The sequence below is a fragment of the Oribacterium sp. FC2011 genome, assembly GCF_000701645.1.
Lineage (GTDB): Bacteria > Bacillota > Clostridia > Lachnospirales > Lachnospiraceae > Oribacterium.
Genome location: NZ_JNJM01000004.1, coordinates 101961 through 120198, shown reverse-complemented (window position 1 = coordinate 120198; position 18238 = coordinate 101961). Strand labels below are relative to the sequence as shown.

General features: G+C 36.3%; 15 protein-coding genes. 2 read left to right on the top strand and 13 right to left on the bottom strand.

The genetic code is table 11. The features are described 5' to 3' along the window. Window positions 1–26: 26 nt before the first annotated feature. The 6 genes from T357_RS0104575 to T357_RS0104545 all read right to left on the bottom strand — a co-directional run bounded on the left by T357_RS0104575 (window position 27) and on the right by T357_RS0104545 (window position 7342). Window positions 27–2075 (bottom strand): hypothetical protein, encoded by a 2049-nt coding sequence (locus T357_RS0104575; protein ID WP_031549221.1) that lies wholly within the window; start codon window positions 2073–2075, stop codon window positions 27–29. Window positions 2076–2091: 16 nt separating this feature from the next. After that, complete coding sequence (locus T357_RS0104570) at window positions 2092–3402, bottom strand: DUF4422 domain-containing protein (RefSeq protein ID WP_031549219.1); 1311 nt, start codon at window positions 3400–3402, stop codon at window positions 2092–2094. A 256-nt stretch (window positions 3403–3658) separates the two neighbouring features. Beyond that, complete coding sequence (locus T357_RS0104560; protein WP_031549218.1) at window positions 3659–3985, bottom strand: hypothetical protein; 327 nt, start codon at window positions 3983–3985, stop codon at window positions 3659–3661. Window positions 3986–4146: 161 nt separating this feature from the next. After that, window positions 4147–4605: a glycosyltransferase family 2 protein gene (locus tag T357_RS0104555; protein ID WP_081828045.1), complete on the bottom strand. Its 459-nt coding sequence runs from the start codon at window positions 4603–4605 to the stop codon at window positions 4147–4149. A 40-nt stretch (window positions 4606–4645) separates the two neighbouring features. Continuing rightward, entirely contained in the window at window positions 4646–5413 is a 768-nt protein-coding gene (locus T357_RS0104550; RefSeq protein ID WP_049962269.1) for a 4Fe-4S cluster-binding domain-containing protein, read from the bottom strand. Window positions 5414–5419: 6 nt separating this feature from the next. Then, window positions 5420–7342, bottom strand: a complete 1923-nt coding sequence (locus T357_RS0104545; RefSeq protein WP_031549211.1) for a pyruvate formate lyase family protein — start codon at window positions 7340–7342, stop codon at window positions 5420–5422. Window positions 7343–7709: 367 nt separating this feature from the next. Here T357_RS0104545 and T357_RS19000 point away from each other — a divergent pair, with 367 nt between their 5' ends. Continuing rightward, the gene (locus T357_RS19000; protein ID WP_242840061.1) at window positions 7710–8795 is read left to right on the top strand and encodes an IS110 family RNA-guided transposase; all 1086 of its coding nucleotides are present in this window, start codon (window positions 7710–7712) and stop codon (window positions 8793–8795) included. Between the two features lie 281 nt (window positions 8796–9076). Here T357_RS19000 and T357_RS0104530 read toward each other — a convergent pair whose 3' ends face one another. The 7 genes from T357_RS0104530 to T357_RS0104500 all read right to left on the bottom strand — a co-directional run bounded on the left by T357_RS0104530 (window position 9077) and on the right by T357_RS0104500 (window position 17035). Next, window positions 9077–9487: a hypothetical protein gene (locus tag T357_RS0104530; protein ID WP_031549209.1), complete on the bottom strand. Its 411-nt coding sequence runs from the start codon at window positions 9485–9487 to the stop codon at window positions 9077–9079. A gap of 38 nt (window positions 9488–9525) precedes the next feature. Beyond that, on the bottom strand, window positions 9526–10938 hold the full coding sequence (locus T357_RS19990; RefSeq protein WP_049962268.1) for a glycosyltransferase family 2 protein: 1413 nt from the start codon (window positions 10936–10938) through the stop codon (window positions 9526–9528). A 54-nt stretch (window positions 10939–10992) separates the two neighbouring features. Beyond that, a complete protein-coding gene (locus T357_RS0104520; RefSeq protein WP_044916098.1) occupies window positions 10993–13383 on the bottom strand; it encodes a polysaccharide pyruvyl transferase family protein in 2391 nt (796 codons plus the stop codon). 2 nt (window positions 13384–13385) lie between these two features. After that, window positions 13386–13664, bottom strand: a complete 279-nt coding sequence (locus T357_RS0104515) for a hypothetical protein (protein ID WP_031549203.1) — start codon at window positions 13662–13664, stop codon at window positions 13386–13388. Window positions 13665–14082: 418 nt separating this feature from the next. Further along, window positions 14083–15426 carry a radical SAM family protein gene (locus tag T357_RS0104510; protein ID WP_049962267.1) on the bottom strand — a complete coding sequence of 448 codons (1344 nt, stop codon included), beginning with the start codon at window positions 15424–15426 and terminating at the stop codon, window positions 14083–14085. Continuing rightward, on the bottom strand, window positions 15423–16490 hold the full coding sequence (locus tag T357_RS0104505) for an NHL repeat-containing protein (RefSeq protein ID WP_031549199.1): 1068 nt from the start codon (window positions 16488–16490) through the stop codon (window positions 15423–15425). Before T357_RS0104505 ends, T357_RS0104510 begins: the two co-directional genes overlap by 4 nt. 212 nt (window positions 16491–16702) lie before the next feature. Next, entirely contained in the window at window positions 16703–17035 is a 333-nt protein-coding gene (locus tag T357_RS0104500) for a nucleotidyltransferase domain-containing protein (protein WP_031549197.1), read from the bottom strand. A gap of 598 nt (window positions 17036–17633) precedes the next feature. Between T357_RS0104500 and T357_RS0104495 the strand changes: the two genes are divergently transcribed. Then, window positions 17634–18107, top strand: a complete 474-nt coding sequence (locus T357_RS0104495; protein WP_031549195.1) for a PBECR3 domain-containing polyvalent protein — start codon at window positions 17634–17636, stop codon at window positions 18105–18107. Window positions 18108–18238: the final 131 nt, after the last annotated feature.

Genomic DNA, 18238 nt, shown 5'->3' with positions numbered 1-18238 from the left:
TGTCCCCAAAAATGTCATGAACCTTATCATCCTATAACATCTTTGATATCCGTCATCCTTCCGAAGAAAGGATCCTCAACTTTCAGGGACAAGAAATCTTCATCAAGTATCTGCACCTTATTCACAAGAGTAAGAAGCTTCTCATCAAGCTTTTTGTTTTCTTTTCGAGCTGATTCAGGCAGAATACTCAGATAATCCTCAAAGTACTCCATGATACCACGTTGTGCCCGGTCAAATACTCTCAAGTCTTGAGCACTTCGTGTTTCCTTTGCAAAAACCGGATTCCCTTCATTGTCCATTTCCTCCATCTGAGGATATGGCGCAGTCAATATTGTCTCCAGTATATAGTAATTGTCAAAGATAGCACTTGAGTTCTTTTCCTCATCCGAATAGAAAGGCTCTATGTCCAATCCTTTATCCGCCATAAATTCAGGCTCCAGCTGAAGAAAATAAAATCCTTTCATATGTTGAGAAAATAGCTTTTGAAGATACATTTGTGTAGTGCCCTTTGCCACAAAGTCAAAGAATGCAAGGTCACCACCAGCAATGCCAAGCTTATCAATATATTTATGATAGTTTGCCCTTTGATACTTTCCTTTTTCCAAAATAGCTGAATTGCGATCAATGGTATTTAAATCATTCACATCGATACCAAAGCGTACTTTTAATGTTTCTTCAGAAGATCCGAAAAACTTCATGCTGTCAACATAGTCAATATCATCTTGAGACTCCATTCCTGCCCGGATCGCAGCGGTTCTGGATGTATGAAAGTAATAGTGTGATGTGGAAGTTCTCAGCATTTGAAACAATTTCTCTATAAGATATCCGTCTCTTGCTCCAAAGAGAACTTGATCATATCCTTGTCTCTCAATGCTATCGTTCATCCAAAGTGTAAAATCAGAGATCATGGGTCCGCAAAACAGATAACCTATATCAGAAGCATCTTTCACGGACAACTTCCGCTCTTCATCCTCAAACCGGAACGGATCATTAAAGATACGTGCCAGGAAAAGACCCATCTTTACACGGTCGGATAAACTTATAGTCTCTCCTTCAGTTCCGAGTCCTCCAAGGGCATCAAACAGATCTACAGCACTATAAATCCTAAATGCATCTATGCCATGACTTTTAGCTTTTTCAATATCAGCAAATTCATCATCACCTATATGAAGTATCCTTTTTCCAATATATTTGTCTGATAGTACAGAAAACAATTCCTGGGTCTTGGCGGTTCCATATTCGCATGATACAAGAATGTCTTCATATCCACTAATTCCATTTCTGTCCAGAATCTGAATTATCTGATCCTTTGAATAATAAGTATCTGTGGTTATAACCACCTTCTTACCCTTGGATACAAAGGACTCGAACATTTCTCTGACTGCTTCACGACACACTAACAATGAATAGTCAAGCTCCCATTCACGTTTTGACAAATCTTCCGCACTAAAAGAACAACCACCTGAAGACTTCAAAACATGATCATAAATCTGTTCTAGTCTGGGTGGTTTATCCTTTGACAATTCTTTTTCCGAAAAGAGTCTATGTTTAGCAAAATCAGGGATGATAATGCCTTCATCACGGAGTTGGATATTCAGAAGTTCAAACACTTCCGTATAAGATCTGGTTTTCCTCATCACCAGCGTATCAAAAAGATCAAAGCTGATAACATCTGCATCGGATGACATATTTATCAGATCTTCTTTGGATGCACCACTGACGTTCTTAAAGTCAAACGCTACTGCTGCAGTATCCAATAAATCACGCCCACGGACATCAAACAGAGCTATATCATTCTCGCGACAGAAATCACCGATCCTTTTGGCTATGGCCTTGCAGGAACCGGGGCGGGCTATTACGATGATAAGCTTTATATCATAATCCAGGATTATAGATAGTGGAATTATAGGATAGCCATAGATTTCTCCGGAATCCTTATAACCGTCGAGAAGGCCAATGATTGAGATCTGTGAAGAATATTTGTTAATGAACCGTTCAGTCTCCGTGCCGAGACCGTAGAGAGCGATATTCGTCCCTTTATGCTTTTGCAAAAAATCATTCAATGCCTCTTCCATATGTTTCTCTGGGTATTTAATCATAAAAATTATAATCTGTAACCGCTATTTTCAGTTTATCTTTCATCTTCATAAAATAATAGCCCGTTAGCAATTCCGCTGCATAACCAATACTTCTTTCTTTGATAGGGATACATTGCACACGATACGTTTCTTCCAGCTCAAAAAGTATCCCAAATATCCATTCACAATAATCATCAAATACACAAGCCTGTGCTATCAGCATGTTATTGGGATAATAGAATCTGTTATCCAAATAACATGCAAATATCTTTCCTTCTCCCGGATGCATGTGCTCAACTGCATTTGTAACATCTTCCAAAAAATCGTTAGTCGTAAGGGGATACTCATCCACAAACAGATGCCTTAGTCCATATGTAGTTACACGAGGAGTTGTAAGTATCACATTGATAACACTTTCAGGTAATATATCAACCTCTTGATCGCTCAAAATAAAACGTCGCCTATAATGGCAAAGGCCCTTATATGACACATTTTTCACATTTTTCCAAGCCCAATACATTACTGACATCTCGCTATAAAGACGATTTTTATCAGAAATATTATCTCCTAAATCGTCCCGGATTTCAGCTATACGACAATCTGTTAATGATGCACCACCCTGAACCGGAACTACCCATTCCGGCAGTTCACCGGTTATATTGTCAGCCTTATTATAGTGGCTGGTACACATAAAGACATTTACCGAATTATTTTTAGAAGTTGTATTAATATTCTTTTTACCGGCTTTGGAGAGAATATCATGCGCATTTCTATACTTTCCAAGTTGTTTTTCATAATCTTCTCTTAAATCAAAGCCGGCAAACCCTTTTTCGAGCCACTTAGAATCCTTAGCAACAAGCATAAGGTATTTACAATGCTGAACATTCAATATATCCTGCAGGTCATCGATAGACGTACCTTTTTCCACTATGTTCTGATACGTATCATCAAATACATCATCAAGTATTTCTATTAACGAGTTGTTTTCATTAAAATCATAAATAAAATCATCAAATACAAGCTCGTTTATTTGCCTGAATCCATACTTTCTATAGACCTTACAGCCATGTTTTTCAATAAAACCTGTTATTGTACTCCACAGCCTCTCACCCATTGCAAGATATATGTAACAATCCTTAGCCTTCGGCAGGCATTCTTCAAATGGTTTAACATCTATTCCGTCAATTTCTGAAGGGTTGCCTTGCATACTAGTCACAGCAAAACAAAAGATTTCATCCTTTTTGTTATGCCTGACCAGGCTATAATACAACTGCCTTGCTATTATGCCGGCACCATATATGATGATTTTAGATGAATTATCCAATTTAAGGCTACCCTCCCGATTATGAGTCCAAGACAATAATTCTCTCTTTTTGTATTCCGAGCTTCATTATTTGTTGCTCTATTTCGTTAAAATAAGTTTCATTTGCAATTATCACTATACAATCTTTGTTTATATCTGTCATTTTTTCAGGATTATTTATCAAAATCCCATCGAAAGTTTTGCCCCAAAGCATCGAATTATTATCGTAAAATAATAATACTGTTTTCCCATTACTCCTTAGCTTATTATATGCTTTTTAACCATAATCCCCACAGCCAAATATTACAAACGACTCATGCGTCTCTACACAAGAATCAATCTCTTTCTCCGAATACCTTGTAAGATACTCCTCCTCAGATTCAAGCAGGCAATCTAACTTACCCATTTGGCCGATTAGAATTTCATCCTTTGTCAGATATCCTAGGTTTAATGCATGTTTTAATTCACTGCAAAACCATTCATATATATTCTTGTGTTCTTCTTTGGATATGACAGATTTATCAATACAACAGTAAGAAGATACAAATGATTTTGCCATCCTGGAAAAAAGCAAGTGATATACTTTATCATCAACTTTAGACATATGACTTAATTTGTCTTTAATTGTATAAAACTCTGTATATGAAAATTGTAAACCTTTCCCTAAATATGATGAATCGGTCTCGCGATCAATACGATAGTGATATAAAATATTACGTAAATAGATAGCCCTCTCTGCAAAAATGCCTGTCCAAAACAGAAATCCTATGTCTTGAAAAGCAGCACCCTATCGTACATATTTGTATCGTGAAAAGAATGTTTACTAAAATAGTAATGGGTCCCATCATCCTGAGTAAAAAAGGCATCATAATCAGCCTTTACATAATCCGCATCATTGGCCCTTGCAACATCATATAGCCTGCGAAACATATCCGGATCAACAAAATCGTCAGTTTCAACAACAGCAATATAATCGCCTTTGGTCACATCAATCCCCAAATTGACCTGGTATCCGTAACTGCGTACGCTACTATGAATCAATCGAATACGAGTGTCATCTTTAGCTGCACTTTCTATTATCTCAACTGTTCCATCCGTAGATCCGGCATCTATACAAATGATCTCAATTTCACGGATCGATTGCAGTTTTACGCTTTCTAAGGTTTCTTGAATATAACCAGATACATTTAATGATGGGAGTATCAAAGATATCTTTATTTCCATAATATATATATTAAAACTATTTGATAATATTCAATATCATCTACATTTGATTAATTATAACATTATCTGATTTTCTTCTGAATCGTTCTGCAATATTATCAACCACTTCATCTGATACCACTTTCAATTTAGGTACATGTAGTCCTAAACTTTCATACTTATTTGCTCCAAGAGTATGTGTCTTAAATATCTCCACAGGAACATCTGAATACTTATCTAAGAAGCTTTCAATACGAGTCAAATTTGTTTCAGCTAAAGTGTATTCATAATTAAGTGGAATGCGAAAAATAATTTGTTTATTAGTCTTATGGATGATATCCATATTTTCCAAATAACAATTTATATTTCCACCTAGTATTTCAGCACATTGCTCCTCAACCAACAACTTTATATCTATTATATAAACATCTATGTAATTCTCAATTTTCTTCCAACTCTTATATGGAACCTGAAGAGCTGTTTCTACACATATGTTTATTTCCCTATCATTTAATTCTTGCAATACGTTCTCTATTTTTGTGAGTTGCAAGAGAGGTTCTCCACCGGAAAAAGTCACGCCACCATCATTTCCATAGAAGGATTTATCCTTCAGTATTTCTTTTAACAAATCATTCGCACCATAATAAGTACCGTAAACACCCTTCTTACCATTAAAATAATACTCTTGAGGAACAACACTTATATTTTCGGGATTTGCACACCAGGGGCAAGATAGATTACAACCTTTAAAAAATACTGTTGTTCGTATTCCTGGTCCATCATGAAAACACATTCTTTGAATGTTTGTAACGAGCACTTTTTCATCCACTTATTTTCATGCCACCTTTCTTTCATTTTCCAAGGCTCTTTTTATCAGAACATCCTTATATTCATCCGGTAAATCTTTAAAATATGACGAGAAGCCCCACACCCTAACAATTAAATTTGGAAATCTTTCCGGATTCTTCTTTGCTTCAATAAGAGTCTTGCTACTTACAACATTCATTTGCATTTCAAAAAATCCTGCTACAACTGCCCCTTTAATAAGCCCTATCATTTTTTCCATATTATGCTTTATAAAATCAGGACTGACCATGAAATCTATTACATTTCCATTGAATTGGTTCTTTGTATAATCAAGCCGAGAAGCGTAGTTTATTATTTCCGTAAAGGCCTCATTACTTTCATTTGAAATATGAACCGTAAACGGATCCCCCTTGTGACGACCATCGAAGGACGCGCCAAAATTTCTAGCTGCGTCCATGTATGCAGCACCGCTCAATCCAACCTTAATTCTACTACCAAAATTGTCAGTATAATCACTAAGCTTTTCGGATGCAAAATCCATTATTTTTTGTGTTAACGTAATAACATCAGGATCGTCGCATCCAAAATGGGATCGTTCCCTTTGCAACTCCTCAAACATCTCTTTCTGTCCCTCAAAGTCTGTTGCTATCATTCGTTTTACATCAAAAAGCGTATATTTATTTTCATCGAAAACATATTTCTTTATATTGTATAATGAGTCTATGGTATTACCCATAGCAACAGAAGTAATTCCAAGATCACCATACAATCCTCCTCCTGCAGAAACATCTTTTTCGTTTTCAAAACATCCATATGTAAAAATTGACAGTAAGATATCATTCTGAAACACCTGATTTTTCAATACTCGTTTAACAGCATTTATGTTTAGCCCCAGGTAGAACAAATATCTATCAAGCATTTCATCAAAAGATTTTATATTCTCAAGGTCATCTCTCTTAAACAAGTTATCAAGAGCGCGCAAATAATTAAGTGGGGTTCTATTATTATTGCAAGCACTCTTTCCGCCAATCAGTGGCTCCCAGCATGCAGATGTCGTGTATTCACACGCATCTTCTTCTGAAATACCAAAACCAGTAAGGCAAGGAATCACTACATCATCATTTGCAAGAAGCGGTGCACCCAAACCTGTAGATATTGAGTCTAATGCTAAAGAGATTAAATCATCCGGCGTATTCTTATTAATGCGAAGCAGGCACTTGGGATCTGGCTGGTTTACATTTTTCATGGCCTCAATGAAAAGATATGTTAGATCATTACATACATACTCCCCTTCTATTGTGCTTTTGCCCAAAACAAAAATCTGACCAGTATCACCCATTAACACATTACTTTTATATCTATAGTTTTCGTGTAAAACTTTGAACAGATCTTCCAAAATGTGAATTACATCATTTCTCGTTAAGATGCCTTCCTTAATGTCCTTGTTATAATATGGGATCAGATAGCTGTCCCATGCTCCTAATCCCACCAGCCTATGATCCGTCTGCCAAAATAACTGATTCAAAAAAAGCATACGCTGAATTGCTTCTTCAAAATGAGAGGCTGGTTTGTCAATCATGTTCATAAAAACTTCAGCAGAAGTTGATTTACGATCTTCACATCTCATTTCTTTTACTATTCTCATTATGAGAGTGCATATGCTTTCACATACCATATTGTAGTTTCTTCTAAATTCTGTATTTTCATCTGGATACTTTAAATCTCTGAACCCTCCCGTTAGGATCTTATCGTACGCAGGTGTGATATTCTCATATCGAAAACCTCGAGTTGTATCCATTACATAATCAGTGTCGATAAAGTAGAAAAACCTTTCATTATCGTTATGTAAAATATTAATTTTTTTACAAATCAAATCAAAAACTTCAACATAAGATCTGATTATTCCGTCATCAAAAAAATCGTCAGATACATTTCTTAAACCTGCAATCATAATAACCCTCCCTCGTATAGTATCTTTTAGATACCGTTTTTTATAAAAAATTAATAGTTACTTTTGTTCAATAGGCTTAGTAAAGCCCATGGTATAATTGCTCCTTAGTGTCAATCAGGTATCAGTTCTGATTCCCCCTGTTGAACCAATAATGGTTACTTCATTCATAGTCTGTTCCCCTGACACGGATGTTAGCTTCAAACCAGCTGGCTGTTTGCCTAAGTTCATGGCCTGCCTCTTAGCAGTGGGGGTCGCATCAGTCCATCTTAGGCTGGATTCTTATATGCGAGGGTGTCGATGCTCCGTGATCATGGGTTTTACCAAGCCGATTGAACACTCAAATCCAACATAGAAAGAAGGTGATAACATGAACCCACTTTACGTCGGTATTGATGTGAGCAGCAAATCCAATGTCGTATACCTGATGCTTCCTGATGGCAGTAAGCATAGCAACTTTTCTGTTGCTAATTCTCACGATGGATCCACTCAACTGGTAAAACGTATCTTGTCAGCGATTAAATCGCTTTCCCTTGACACTGTAATCATTGGTCTCGAAGCCACTTCTGTTTATGGTGACAACCTCGTGTATTTCTTAAGGGAAGATGCCACTCTGGTACCCTATGACAAGAAGATTCATGTCCTCAATCCTAAGCAGGTTAAAAACTTCAAAGAAGCGTATAACGACCTGCCCAAGAATGATTATGTGGACTCCTATGTCATTGCTGACTGCCTGCGTTTCGGTAGAATCAACAAAGAGGTCTATCAAAGCGATTACCGTTATAAAGCTCTTCAGAACCTCACAAGGGCGCGTTTTTTCGCAGTTCAGAATCTCGTTAAAGAAAAACAGCGATTCATCAATGTCCTATTCAAGAAGTATTCTACGATGACGCAGGAGAAGGTATTTGGCGATACCTTCAGCACTACTGCCTTAGCTGTCTACGAAGAGTTTGAATCCGCAGAAGCGTTGGCCTCGATGGACTTACAAGAGCTTACAGATTTCATTATGGAAAAGGGAAAGAACCGCTTCCCTAATCCGGATGCTGTAGCCAAAGCCATCCAGAAAGCTGCCAGGAGTTCCTACCGTTTACCCAAGACGGTGAATGACTCCGTTAATCAGGTGCTTTCTATATCCATAACCTCGATAAAGGCATTGGATGCTCAAATCAAGGAGTTTGACAAAGCTATAAAAGCCCAGATGGAACTCCTCCCAAATGTATTGACATCCATCCCCGGTATTGGTCCGGTATACTCCGCAGGCATTATTGCGGAGATAGGAGATATCAATCGTTTTCCGTCTCAAGCTCAGCTTGGCAAGTATGCAGGCCTAGCTTGGACTCAGAATCAATCCGGTGACTTTGAAGCTGAAAACACAAAACTCATACAATCCGGAAACCGATTCCTAAAGTATTACCTGTGTGAAGGTGCCTTGTCTCTCGTGAAATGCGACACATAGTACCGCAACTTCTATCACTCCAAGTATAAAGAAGTGAACAGGCATCAACACAAACGTGCACTCGCATTAACTGCCCGTAAACTTGTGCGGTTAATCTTTCGACTGCTGAAAGATAATCGCCTATATCGAGCAGCGGAATAAGAACTTATTCCTGTTGCTAATACCCCATGCTTCAAAAAAGCTGAAATCGCAGGGTTTATTAAGGTTACCCTATTTCCAGCAAATGATGCAGAAAATATATCAAAACATTATTATTTTTCACTTGACATCACACCGCTGGACTATATTTCGAATGTGGCATCTTTTAATGAAAGCGTCCTAATATGACTGTTATTTTCTACAAGATATCTATTTACTGCTTCATAGTTAAATATTGGAGAAACACACACAATATCTACCTTTGGCAGTTTCAGTACATCCTTCATAAGGTAAACTGGGATTCCTTCAATGTGTCCGATACCTTCTGCATTATTATCTACAAACCAATCTATTCTGATTTCCGTACCTTGCAGCTCTTTTAGAAACATTTTCCCTATCTCACCTGCATCAAAAAAACCAATTGTCTTATATCCATACTGTTGGAAATAAGATTCAAAACTTTTCAGATCAAGTTTGTTTTCAAGCCACCGTTTCAATGTCACCATCGTGTCCCAAACATCATTTGGATTTTTATAATTATTTATGGCATCCATATGTCTCCACCTTCACCTGTTTTAATCACACTACCATTTCACATCTTTGACTTAATTTTTGCTATCGTTTCAGCCATAATAGGTCTATAAACTTCCTTGAAAAAGTTTTCATTCTCTCTATAGGCTGCTGCTTGCTGATATATCTCTTTTTTATAAACGCAGTTTGCATATCTGTCTGCCCACACCTCCGGCAGTATATCCTCTTTTATATCCTTTACATGCGTACACATTCTTATGACTTGATCAAAACTAGAATCATTTTCTTTTGTAATATACAACTTCGGCATATGCTCTTGGCTCGCATACGCCTCTATTGACTTTTCCCACAATTTGATGAATTCTTCCTCCCCATAGTTGCAATCTTCAAGACCAATCGCAATGGTTTCTAATTCATATCTTCTCTGTATCTCTCTAAACCAGAATATTAGAATTCCAAACAAATCAAGAGGATTCTCCTCAATATAATTATCAATCACTCGTATTTTGATCTTTGCATTTGAATCTGCAAACAAATTGATGAATGGTATTGTCTGATCAGAAATAGGAATAATCCTATTTTCCGCTGCTTTTCCCCTTACCAATCCAAGATAATCGTGAAATGCCGTATTTACCGCATAGAATAATTCTTTGCCTCCTTTAATATAGAAGCCAAATAACTGTGCATATATTTCACTAAGAATTACTTCAATAAAATCTTCCATACGCTCTAACGGTACAAACTTGGAAAAGAAATGTAATCTGTTTCGAGTAAAATAGTACTTGGGAAATGTGTTCTTTTCTGCTTTCCTAAATCCCCCTTTATGAAATACCTTTGCATTACCGAGCGCGACAACCTTGTATCCGTTTTGTTTCAATCTATATGACATCTCTATGTCATCATAATAAATAAAATTATCTACAGGCATCGTACCGCTATTTCTTAAAGCGTCAGTCCTTGCCATTACAGCGCATGTCGGCACATAATCACATTCCCACAAATCAGGTGTTTCATCTTCCTTTTTAAACTGGTATTGTGGATACTCTTTATACTTATTAAAATCAAGGCGGCAACCAAAGTCCTGAACCAATTCAGGCTCATCCATAATCATTACCTTTGCACCTACAATACCTACTTTTTTATTCTCCTCTAAGTATTCATACATATTCGCAAGCATGTTCTTATCTAATTTGATATCGTTGTCCAGTAAAACTACATACTTGTATTTCTTTTGAATGCCATCTCTCAGGCCTCTGTCAAATCCTCCGGCACCTCCTAAGTTCTTCTCATTCACTAGAATTTCTACATCATTACCATATCTGTTAGTTAGCTCCCCTACACTTCCATCGGTCGAAGCATTGTCAACTATATGTATGTCAAAACTTTTCAGCGTTTGTTCCTTTAATGATTCAACGCAACCTATTACCCAGTCTTTTCCATTAAAGTTACAAATATAAACGCCTATTTCATTCATATACTGACCTCCATTTAAACTTAGGTATTACCCCGTCTAATTTAATCATCAATGTTACTCGTCAACACTCATTTTTAGAAATTCTGCCAGTTTATCCCAGTCTTGCGAAAAATCCGGTCTACTCATCTCACTTGTATCAAGTCTTATTAATTCATCCAAAATATCCTGCAAGTGATTTGAATCGGACAAAAATTTGATATAAGGATAATCCTTCAAATATTCATATACTCCTTCAAGCTTTCTACTTATATTGTTAAAAGCTATACATGGTGTTCTCGTGATAGCACACGATATCATGCAATGAAGCTGGTCTGTAATCACAACCCTATATCCAGCTATTTCCTCAAGTTTCTCTTCAACTGTAAGTTCTCTCTCTTGTTTGTAAATCTTTTCACACCCATATTGCATTGATGAATGAATCAATTCCAACCCGCTATAAACCAATACAGTCTCTATTTTCTCTCGCTCCTTTTTCTCCATTACAGACTCTTTATCATAACGGAAGAACATACCTATGCTCTCTTTTCTGTCTATCTTCTTGTTAAACTTCCAATAGAATGCTATGTCTGGACATTGATAAATGGCATTTCTATCAACACCTATTCTTCTCAATTCTTCGTACGAAAAATGTTCCCTACAGACAACTTTGAGATGTTTTCTATCAAAAGCAATCTTTGTTCTTTGTATATACTTCTCTCCCTCCTCTGTTTTCTCAAAGTAAACCGACTGAGGCATTACAAAGACTTCATTATCGGGATATCCGGAAATTATGTCTAACGCCTGATCATAGTGAAACTGTCTCCACATTCCACCAAAAAATCCACCGCCCGTTATTATTAAAATATCACTCTTTCGAATTATTCTCTTTAGCCTGCATTTATAGAAAGAGTACTCATCGTTCGTAATTTCTATAATTTCATGCTTTGGAAAATAGGTGTGTAAAAATTGCTTTTCAGAAACTGCAATCAAGTGGTCTCCAACATTTGGATATTCTGGTGTCTCAAACAGAAGTATCCTCTTCTTTCCATCTGTTGCTTGCATTTTCTTGAATATTTCTGTATAGTTCCCACATACAACCCATAACAAAGAAATCCTAGAATCAAAATATGGTGAGACCACTTTAACCCTCGGATGCATTTCCTCTAATCTGTTTTGCATTTCCTCCAACAAATAGTTGGAGCAGACAATAACCTCATCTATATGTTCTTTTTCTATGTCATTAATATTGATAATGTCCCGATTGTAATGCTTCAATCTATGACTTTTGACACTATCATCAATATATACACAATCTGCCTTGATATCGCCCAAAAGTTCCGTGTATGTATTAGCGACAATATCATCCTGAAGATCATGTCCATAGAATCCAACACGTTTTGTACCGTCGCTTAAACCCCACTTTTTCATCTCCCCAATCAGATTTTGATTCATTTTTTCATAGATATTCCAAAGTCTCCCCAACATCTCTTCATCGTATATTCCAAAGCAAAATACCACATGAGAAAGAATTCTATATTTTATCCTAATCCAATCCTGATCTTTTTCCGGATATTTTCTTTCTATAAGTTTGAAAAGCTTTTGTTTCTCTTCAATTCCTTTTTCATATATCTTCTGCGTCAAATACTCTGCGTTTTTTGTTGATGTTCGCATTTCCCCATAAATGGTCAACAGCTCAAGTTTTGCTGCCGCACATGCAAGGTAAGCATCTGATGCATTTTCTACATTCAGTACACTATTCATTGTTTTGAAAATACTGTCTAAAACTCTCTCAGAAAAGCCAACATGCGTAATAGATGCATTCCTTAAACGATATGCATAACAAATACGATACGAATATCTGATTCGATTTGCGTTTCTCAGCACCTTAAACCAGAAGTCGTAATCTTCATACACAATTCCTTCAAGGAAAGATATATTGTTTTCCAACAAAAAAGATCTTTTATATACCCCCAACCACGCGAAATGGAAGAATCCAGAACCCGCATATCTATCTCTACTGATTTTAAAAATATCCTCACCAGAATAAATCCCAAAATCCACCGGAAAAGATTTATTGGGATATAGTCTGTTTTCGTCCATCTCATCTATCATCTGACAACAGAAAAATAACACATCAAGATTATCGAATATTGTTTCATTGCTAATCAGCTGATTCAAATCAGTCCTAAGCCAATCATCAGCATCAAGAAAAATAATATAATCTCCCTCTGCCATTTTGATTCCGTAATTTCGCGCTGCTGAAAGGCCATGATTCTCAGTAGTGTATACTTTTAGATTGTTCAACTCGCCAAAATTCTCGTTTATTTTTCTTAAAGTGCTATCCGTCGATCCGTCATTAACGATTACAATTTCAATTTCCGCACCTTTTATTCTCAAACAGCTATCTATGCACTTAACTATGTATTTTTCAACATTCCATGCTGGTATAATGATAGAAATTCTCATACTCATCTTTCTCCCAAAACGTGTGTAAAGAGCAGGTCAAACTTTTTCTTCGTCTCATCCAACATCAATATGTGTTCGTGTGTAAAAACAACAATAGGTCTATCCTCTTTTGTGTAAACACTTGAGATTTGGTCTATCGAAAACAACTCCAAGCGTATATCAGTAGCGAGATACTTCATAACAACCCCTGTATCTCTCTGATAAATACCCTCTCGCGCCCTTTGTTCTTCCTTTATAGAAAGATCATAACTTCCTCGGTCATCATCAGCTGTTAATAGCATTTGTACTCCAAGATCACCTAATGCTTTAACAACATCATCATTTGCCCTATACAGATGAATCCGCAAAACATCCGAAATGGATTTCGCACCAGCTATTCTTTTTAATTCATGTACCGTCAGTCTGTAGTCAGCAGAAGCACAGTCATAGTCACTTTTTCCATAATCTGTTTCAGCATTTCTCCCGTGAAATGAAAATAATAGAAATGCAGAATCTTCTATCTCATCCCTAAATCTATCAGATACACCTGTAAGCGACCCTCTATCACTCTCGTAAAAACAGTTATATGTCGTTGAGATGCCTTATTTTTCATATATCCACCTAGCTATCTCAAATGTCCTTGCATCAAAAACAGACTTTTTATGATTGCTTTCCAACCACAAAAGACTATTCAAAACATCGTCAACAGAAAAGTTAATTTTATTCTCTCTTGTTATTCTCATATAGCTTTTGACTAAAAATGTTTCTTATATCACCTAAAATCCAATGGGCACCATCAATCGTTACCCTATCTCTCATTTCAAGATATGTAGGAGCTATAACAGAGGGTTTAAGTCCCAAAGTTAAATACGCATGACAATTAAAGCAATAAGGAAGTGCGCATCTCGCCCCAACCTTTTCAAACGGGATTGGTTCCTCGGGATTTTCATATATGTTGCAAATCCAAGGGTTGTTAGTACATTTATAGAAATCTCCAGTTGCAAGATTTAATTCCCCCGCCCACAATCCTGCATAGCAATCACTATAACGATTTTTTTCTCTGTTATTCATTTTGAATTCAAACAATGGTGATTCAAATACAGACCACACTTTTTTATAATCATCATCGCTCATAGATGTATCAATTCGATAGTCATCGTAACTCTCATTTCGAGCAACTGTCACATGAGGAAGGGCTCCAAAGCTTTGTAAACAATAACTTTTAATCTCTGAAATCTCACTAACAATGTCGTCTTCGGGAACAAGTTCTATGGTAAACGATATCCCTTCATCCTTAATTTTTTTGATATTGCCTGCATACTGCGAAAGTAACCCTTTCTCCTTTAATTGATTCCAATGAAGGGAACACTTTAAGAATAGGTGGCTTTTATTGATTCCAGCATTAGTCAACTGGTTTATTCGCTTTGTCATAGTTGCATTTGTTACTATCTGAATATAATGACCTTCTTCCACCAGCTCTTTAACTATCGGTATTAGATAATCACTAATCATTGTTTCACCAATGCCACACAGGTTAATAAAGGCAGTCCCACCTAACCTTTCTTTTCTAAGAGAATAGCGAATATATCGCGCATCATGGTAAACACTCGGAAGATGCTTGTTGTCAATATTCAATTGTTCTAAATAGCAGTATTTACACTGTAGATTACAACTTGCCACTGGCACCATTACATCAATAAATTTGACAAGTTTTTCATCATTTCCCACTAATGATTTCTGTTTGTGTTTTTTCAAAAATACTGAATCCACGATATTCTTGATATGGCACCAAGGGGTTCCTCTTTTATCCAAACAATCAGTAATTTTCTTTATTTCCGCAGTATCTTCTATAGCAACAATTACTGCTATTGAAATATCCATTTGCTGTGGAGATATACAATCCAAAATTTCCCGATTATCACCACATCTCCATTTTTCAGGATTACTATCAACAACACTTTTTATATTAAGAGAAGCAATCACCTTCATATATCGAAAGTAAAGCCTTCCTCTTCCCCATATGTAGAATTGTCTATCTTTATAATCGTCAAAATATGTTTTCATACTGTCACCATATTTATAAAATCTACCAATTCCAGCTCTTTATATCCTTCATGTATTATTTCCCCGGTTTCATGTATAAAACTTGCAATTAGAGTTTTGTCATTTGTAGTTTTTATCATTTTGAGTGGTTTATAGCTGTCGTCTGGGGAATATACTTCCAACTCTCCGTATTTATTCAGAGCATAATTAAACCCTTCTCGATGTCCATAAAAGGCATATCCTTTATCAAGCACTTTCATACTTTGTTCAAAATCTACTGATAAAGGATCAATAATCATTGTTTTATTGATTTCCATTCCCGGGAAAATAATATTTTTACCATCATATACTGCGCCCAGACATGTGCAATTCCCCTTATCATCATCAGATTCGTAGGTAATTGGTAAATCAAACTCTTTAATTGTATTATTGTTCCTATCCCAACACGCTGCCTTTTTCCCTCTCCTCGGACTTATCCAAAACTTTTGTCCATCATAAGCTATTCCAGAATATGTATTTTTTTCTCCCCCGATGTTATGCCATTCATAAGAGCCATCAACAACATCGAATTCTAGTATTTGATTTGATAAACACGAAGCCATATACACTTTAGTTCCGTTATTGGTTATATCGCATCTAAAAAAACAATCTCCTCCCTTTTTGTGTTTTGGTAATAACTCTTTAAATGGCTCTTCATAGTAACTCAAATCATGTGTTTTGAAATCTAAAACCGCTATGGCTGGATATTGGCAACCCACCATAACAAGTTTCTCCTGAATAATAATTCCTGCAAAGAAATGATCATTGTCATAACCGTCAATTTTTTTTAGTGGAATCGTTTCAAAGGTTTTAGTATCAATGTGGTAAATCAAAAGATTATGCGCCCATAGTGGCAAAAAATATAGCTTATCATCATATTTGAAAATTCTGCCATACCTTCGATACGACCATATATCACCGCTGCCATCTGTACGTAACACTTGTATTTGTCCATCCTTTTCATTGAATGAACAAATCGCATTGATTTCTTTCGCCGCAAAGAAATATTCTCCATTCAAACAAGCTATATCCTCTGTTAAAAACATTGACCATTCCTCGCTTTCTCTCTATACTCAGTCTTTTAGCAGTCAAAATACGTTTTCTTTCGCAAATCTATTATTTCTATACTGTTGTATCTTCGCATCTAACAATTTCTTAAATCATAATATGACGCCCGTGTCAGCATTACAATAAATAATGAGTAAATAAAAGCATTGGGTGCCTGTCACCCTTAACAAACGATAAAATGCTAAATCATTTATGCTGCCTTCCATAACTCTATCCCTTCATTAGTTATGTTTTTATAGAAAGGTGAGACATTTCGCCATTTTTCAAACAAAGCTGTCTCTATAAGCACTGTAGTAATAACTATGTTATATTCAAGCTCAAAAGCCACTATTATATCAAGCAGTTTGTCATACATTTCTTCGTTTTCTCTTTCGATTATCAAAGCGATATCTACATTTGATTCTTCACCGGCGGTTCCACGGGCAACGGAGCCATATAATATTATTGACTTTAAATTGCTACCATATACAAATCTGACTTCGTTAACAAAGCGATCAAAAAGCTTGTCATCACTTTTTACCATATACGCCTCCAACTATCCCGCAAAACTTGTCCATACTAAATTTTATAATTAAGATTCAATCTTAACGCGTGAGTGTGTTATTGAATAAAAAGTTAACCCAAAAACGACACTTTACCCATAGCTTCGCCATGATGACTTCATTCAGTCACCCTGACTCTTTCTATGTCCACTGCCTCCCGCCATGCGCCTAACACGACACTTTGTTCTTCAGTATCCTGAATCTTTGAGATATCTTTCTTACTCGATGTTTTGGAAAATTTTTTCTCTATTTATAGATATTTTATAACTTCGGATTTTCAAAAGCAACACTGCCTTGTTCCATTTAGAAGGGTAGCAAGGTCCATGCTATTCGGAAAAATTATCCTTTTTCACCAAAACCTGTAAGCTTATACATTAATTTTCGTCATAAAAACACTCTTTCATAAGGGCAACCTGATGGAAGGTGCCTCATGTAGTCTGAATTTAGACGATATGCAAATCTGTAAGGCTGTGTTATGATGCTCACGTCTAAAGTACATGCAGTGCATTTCAATCATATTTTTCTTATTCTTCATCTTAGTTTTGTTCATCAAATAAAATCATCAAAGGTATTAATGTTATGGATAAACTCAACAAAGGTATATTCTCTAAAAAAGATAAAATCAGTCTTGGTGTGATACGAAAAGAATTCGTTGATTTTTTCAATACACATGGACTTAACGGGATCCTTAAATATGATACCCCGATAATATTTTGGGCAGAAAGAATAGAACATACAGATACACATAAAAATGATTTTGTATCTGATACAATCTATGAACTCTGTTTCGAAGAAATCCCGAAGATCATTAATGAACCCGATTATATAAGCATACATCCCAAGAAGAATAGTGTTTCTTTTATCCGAAATTATTCATCAAACCATGTAAATGTAGCCATTAGAGTGACAGTCAGCGGAGGACTCGCATACAGAACCATGTATCCTTTGATAGATGCAATGCTGACTCATTATATGGATACTGATCATGCATGGAGAGTAAAATATAAGGATGATGGCTCCCCGGTCATCATTGACAATGTACAAGATTCATAGTAGTATTCTCTATGAGAGACAGAATCTGAGGACGGAACAGGCAGCCGTCACGCCCTTGTGGTCTTAAAGAGATGTAGATTGTCACCTACCTATTCTGTTTTCGTATTGAATTTCCGTCTAAGCTTTAGGCG

Bases quoted from the DNA above. Each gene is read 5' to 3' on its own strand.
- T357_RS0104575 (WP_031549221.1), bottom strand. From the start codon at position 2,075: ATGGAAGAGGCATTGAATGATTTTTTGCAAAAGCATAAAGGGACGAAT.
- T357_RS0104560 (WP_031549218.1), bottom strand. From the start codon at position 3,985: ATGTCTAAAGTTGATGATAAAGTATATCACTTGCTTTTTTCCAGGATG.
- T357_RS0104555 (WP_081828045.1), bottom strand. From the start codon at position 4,605: ATGGAAATAAAGATATCTTTGATACTCCCATCATTAAATGTATCTGGT.
- T357_RS0104545 (WP_031549211.1), bottom strand. From the start codon at position 7,342: ATGATTGCAGGTTTAAGAAATGTATCTGACGATTTTTTTGATGACGGA.
- T357_RS19000 (WP_242840061.1), top strand. From the start codon at position 7,710: ATGAACCCACTTTACGTCGGTATTGATGTGAGCAGCAAATCCAATGTC.
- T357_RS0104530 (WP_031549209.1), bottom strand. From the start codon at position 9,487: ATGGATGCCATAAATAATTATAAAAATCCAAATGATGTTTGGGACACG.
- T357_RS19990 (WP_049962268.1), bottom strand. From the start codon at position 10,938: ATGAATGAAATAGGCGTTTATATTTGTAACTTTAATGGAAAAGACTGG.
- T357_RS0104520 (WP_044916098.1), bottom strand. From the start codon at position 13,383: ATGAGAATTTCTATCATTATACCAGCATGGAATGTTGAAAAATACATA.
- T357_RS0104515 (WP_031549203.1), bottom strand. From the start codon at position 13,664: ATGCTATTAACAGCTGATGATGACCGAGGAAGTTATGATCTTTCTATA.
- T357_RS0104510 (WP_049962267.1), bottom strand. From the start codon at position 15,426: ATGAAAACATATTTTGACGATTATAAAGATAGACAATTCTACATATGG.
- T357_RS0104505 (WP_031549199.1), bottom strand. From the start codon at position 16,490: ATGTTTTTAACAGAGGATATAGCTTGTTTGAATGGAGAATATTTCTTT.
- T357_RS0104500 (WP_031549197.1), bottom strand. From the start codon at position 17,035: ATGGTAAAAAGTGATGACAAGCTTTTTGATCGCTTTGTTAACGAAGTC.
- T357_RS0104495 (WP_031549195.1), top strand. From the start codon at position 17,634: ATGGATAAACTCAACAAAGGTATATTCTCTAAAAAAGATAAAATCAGT.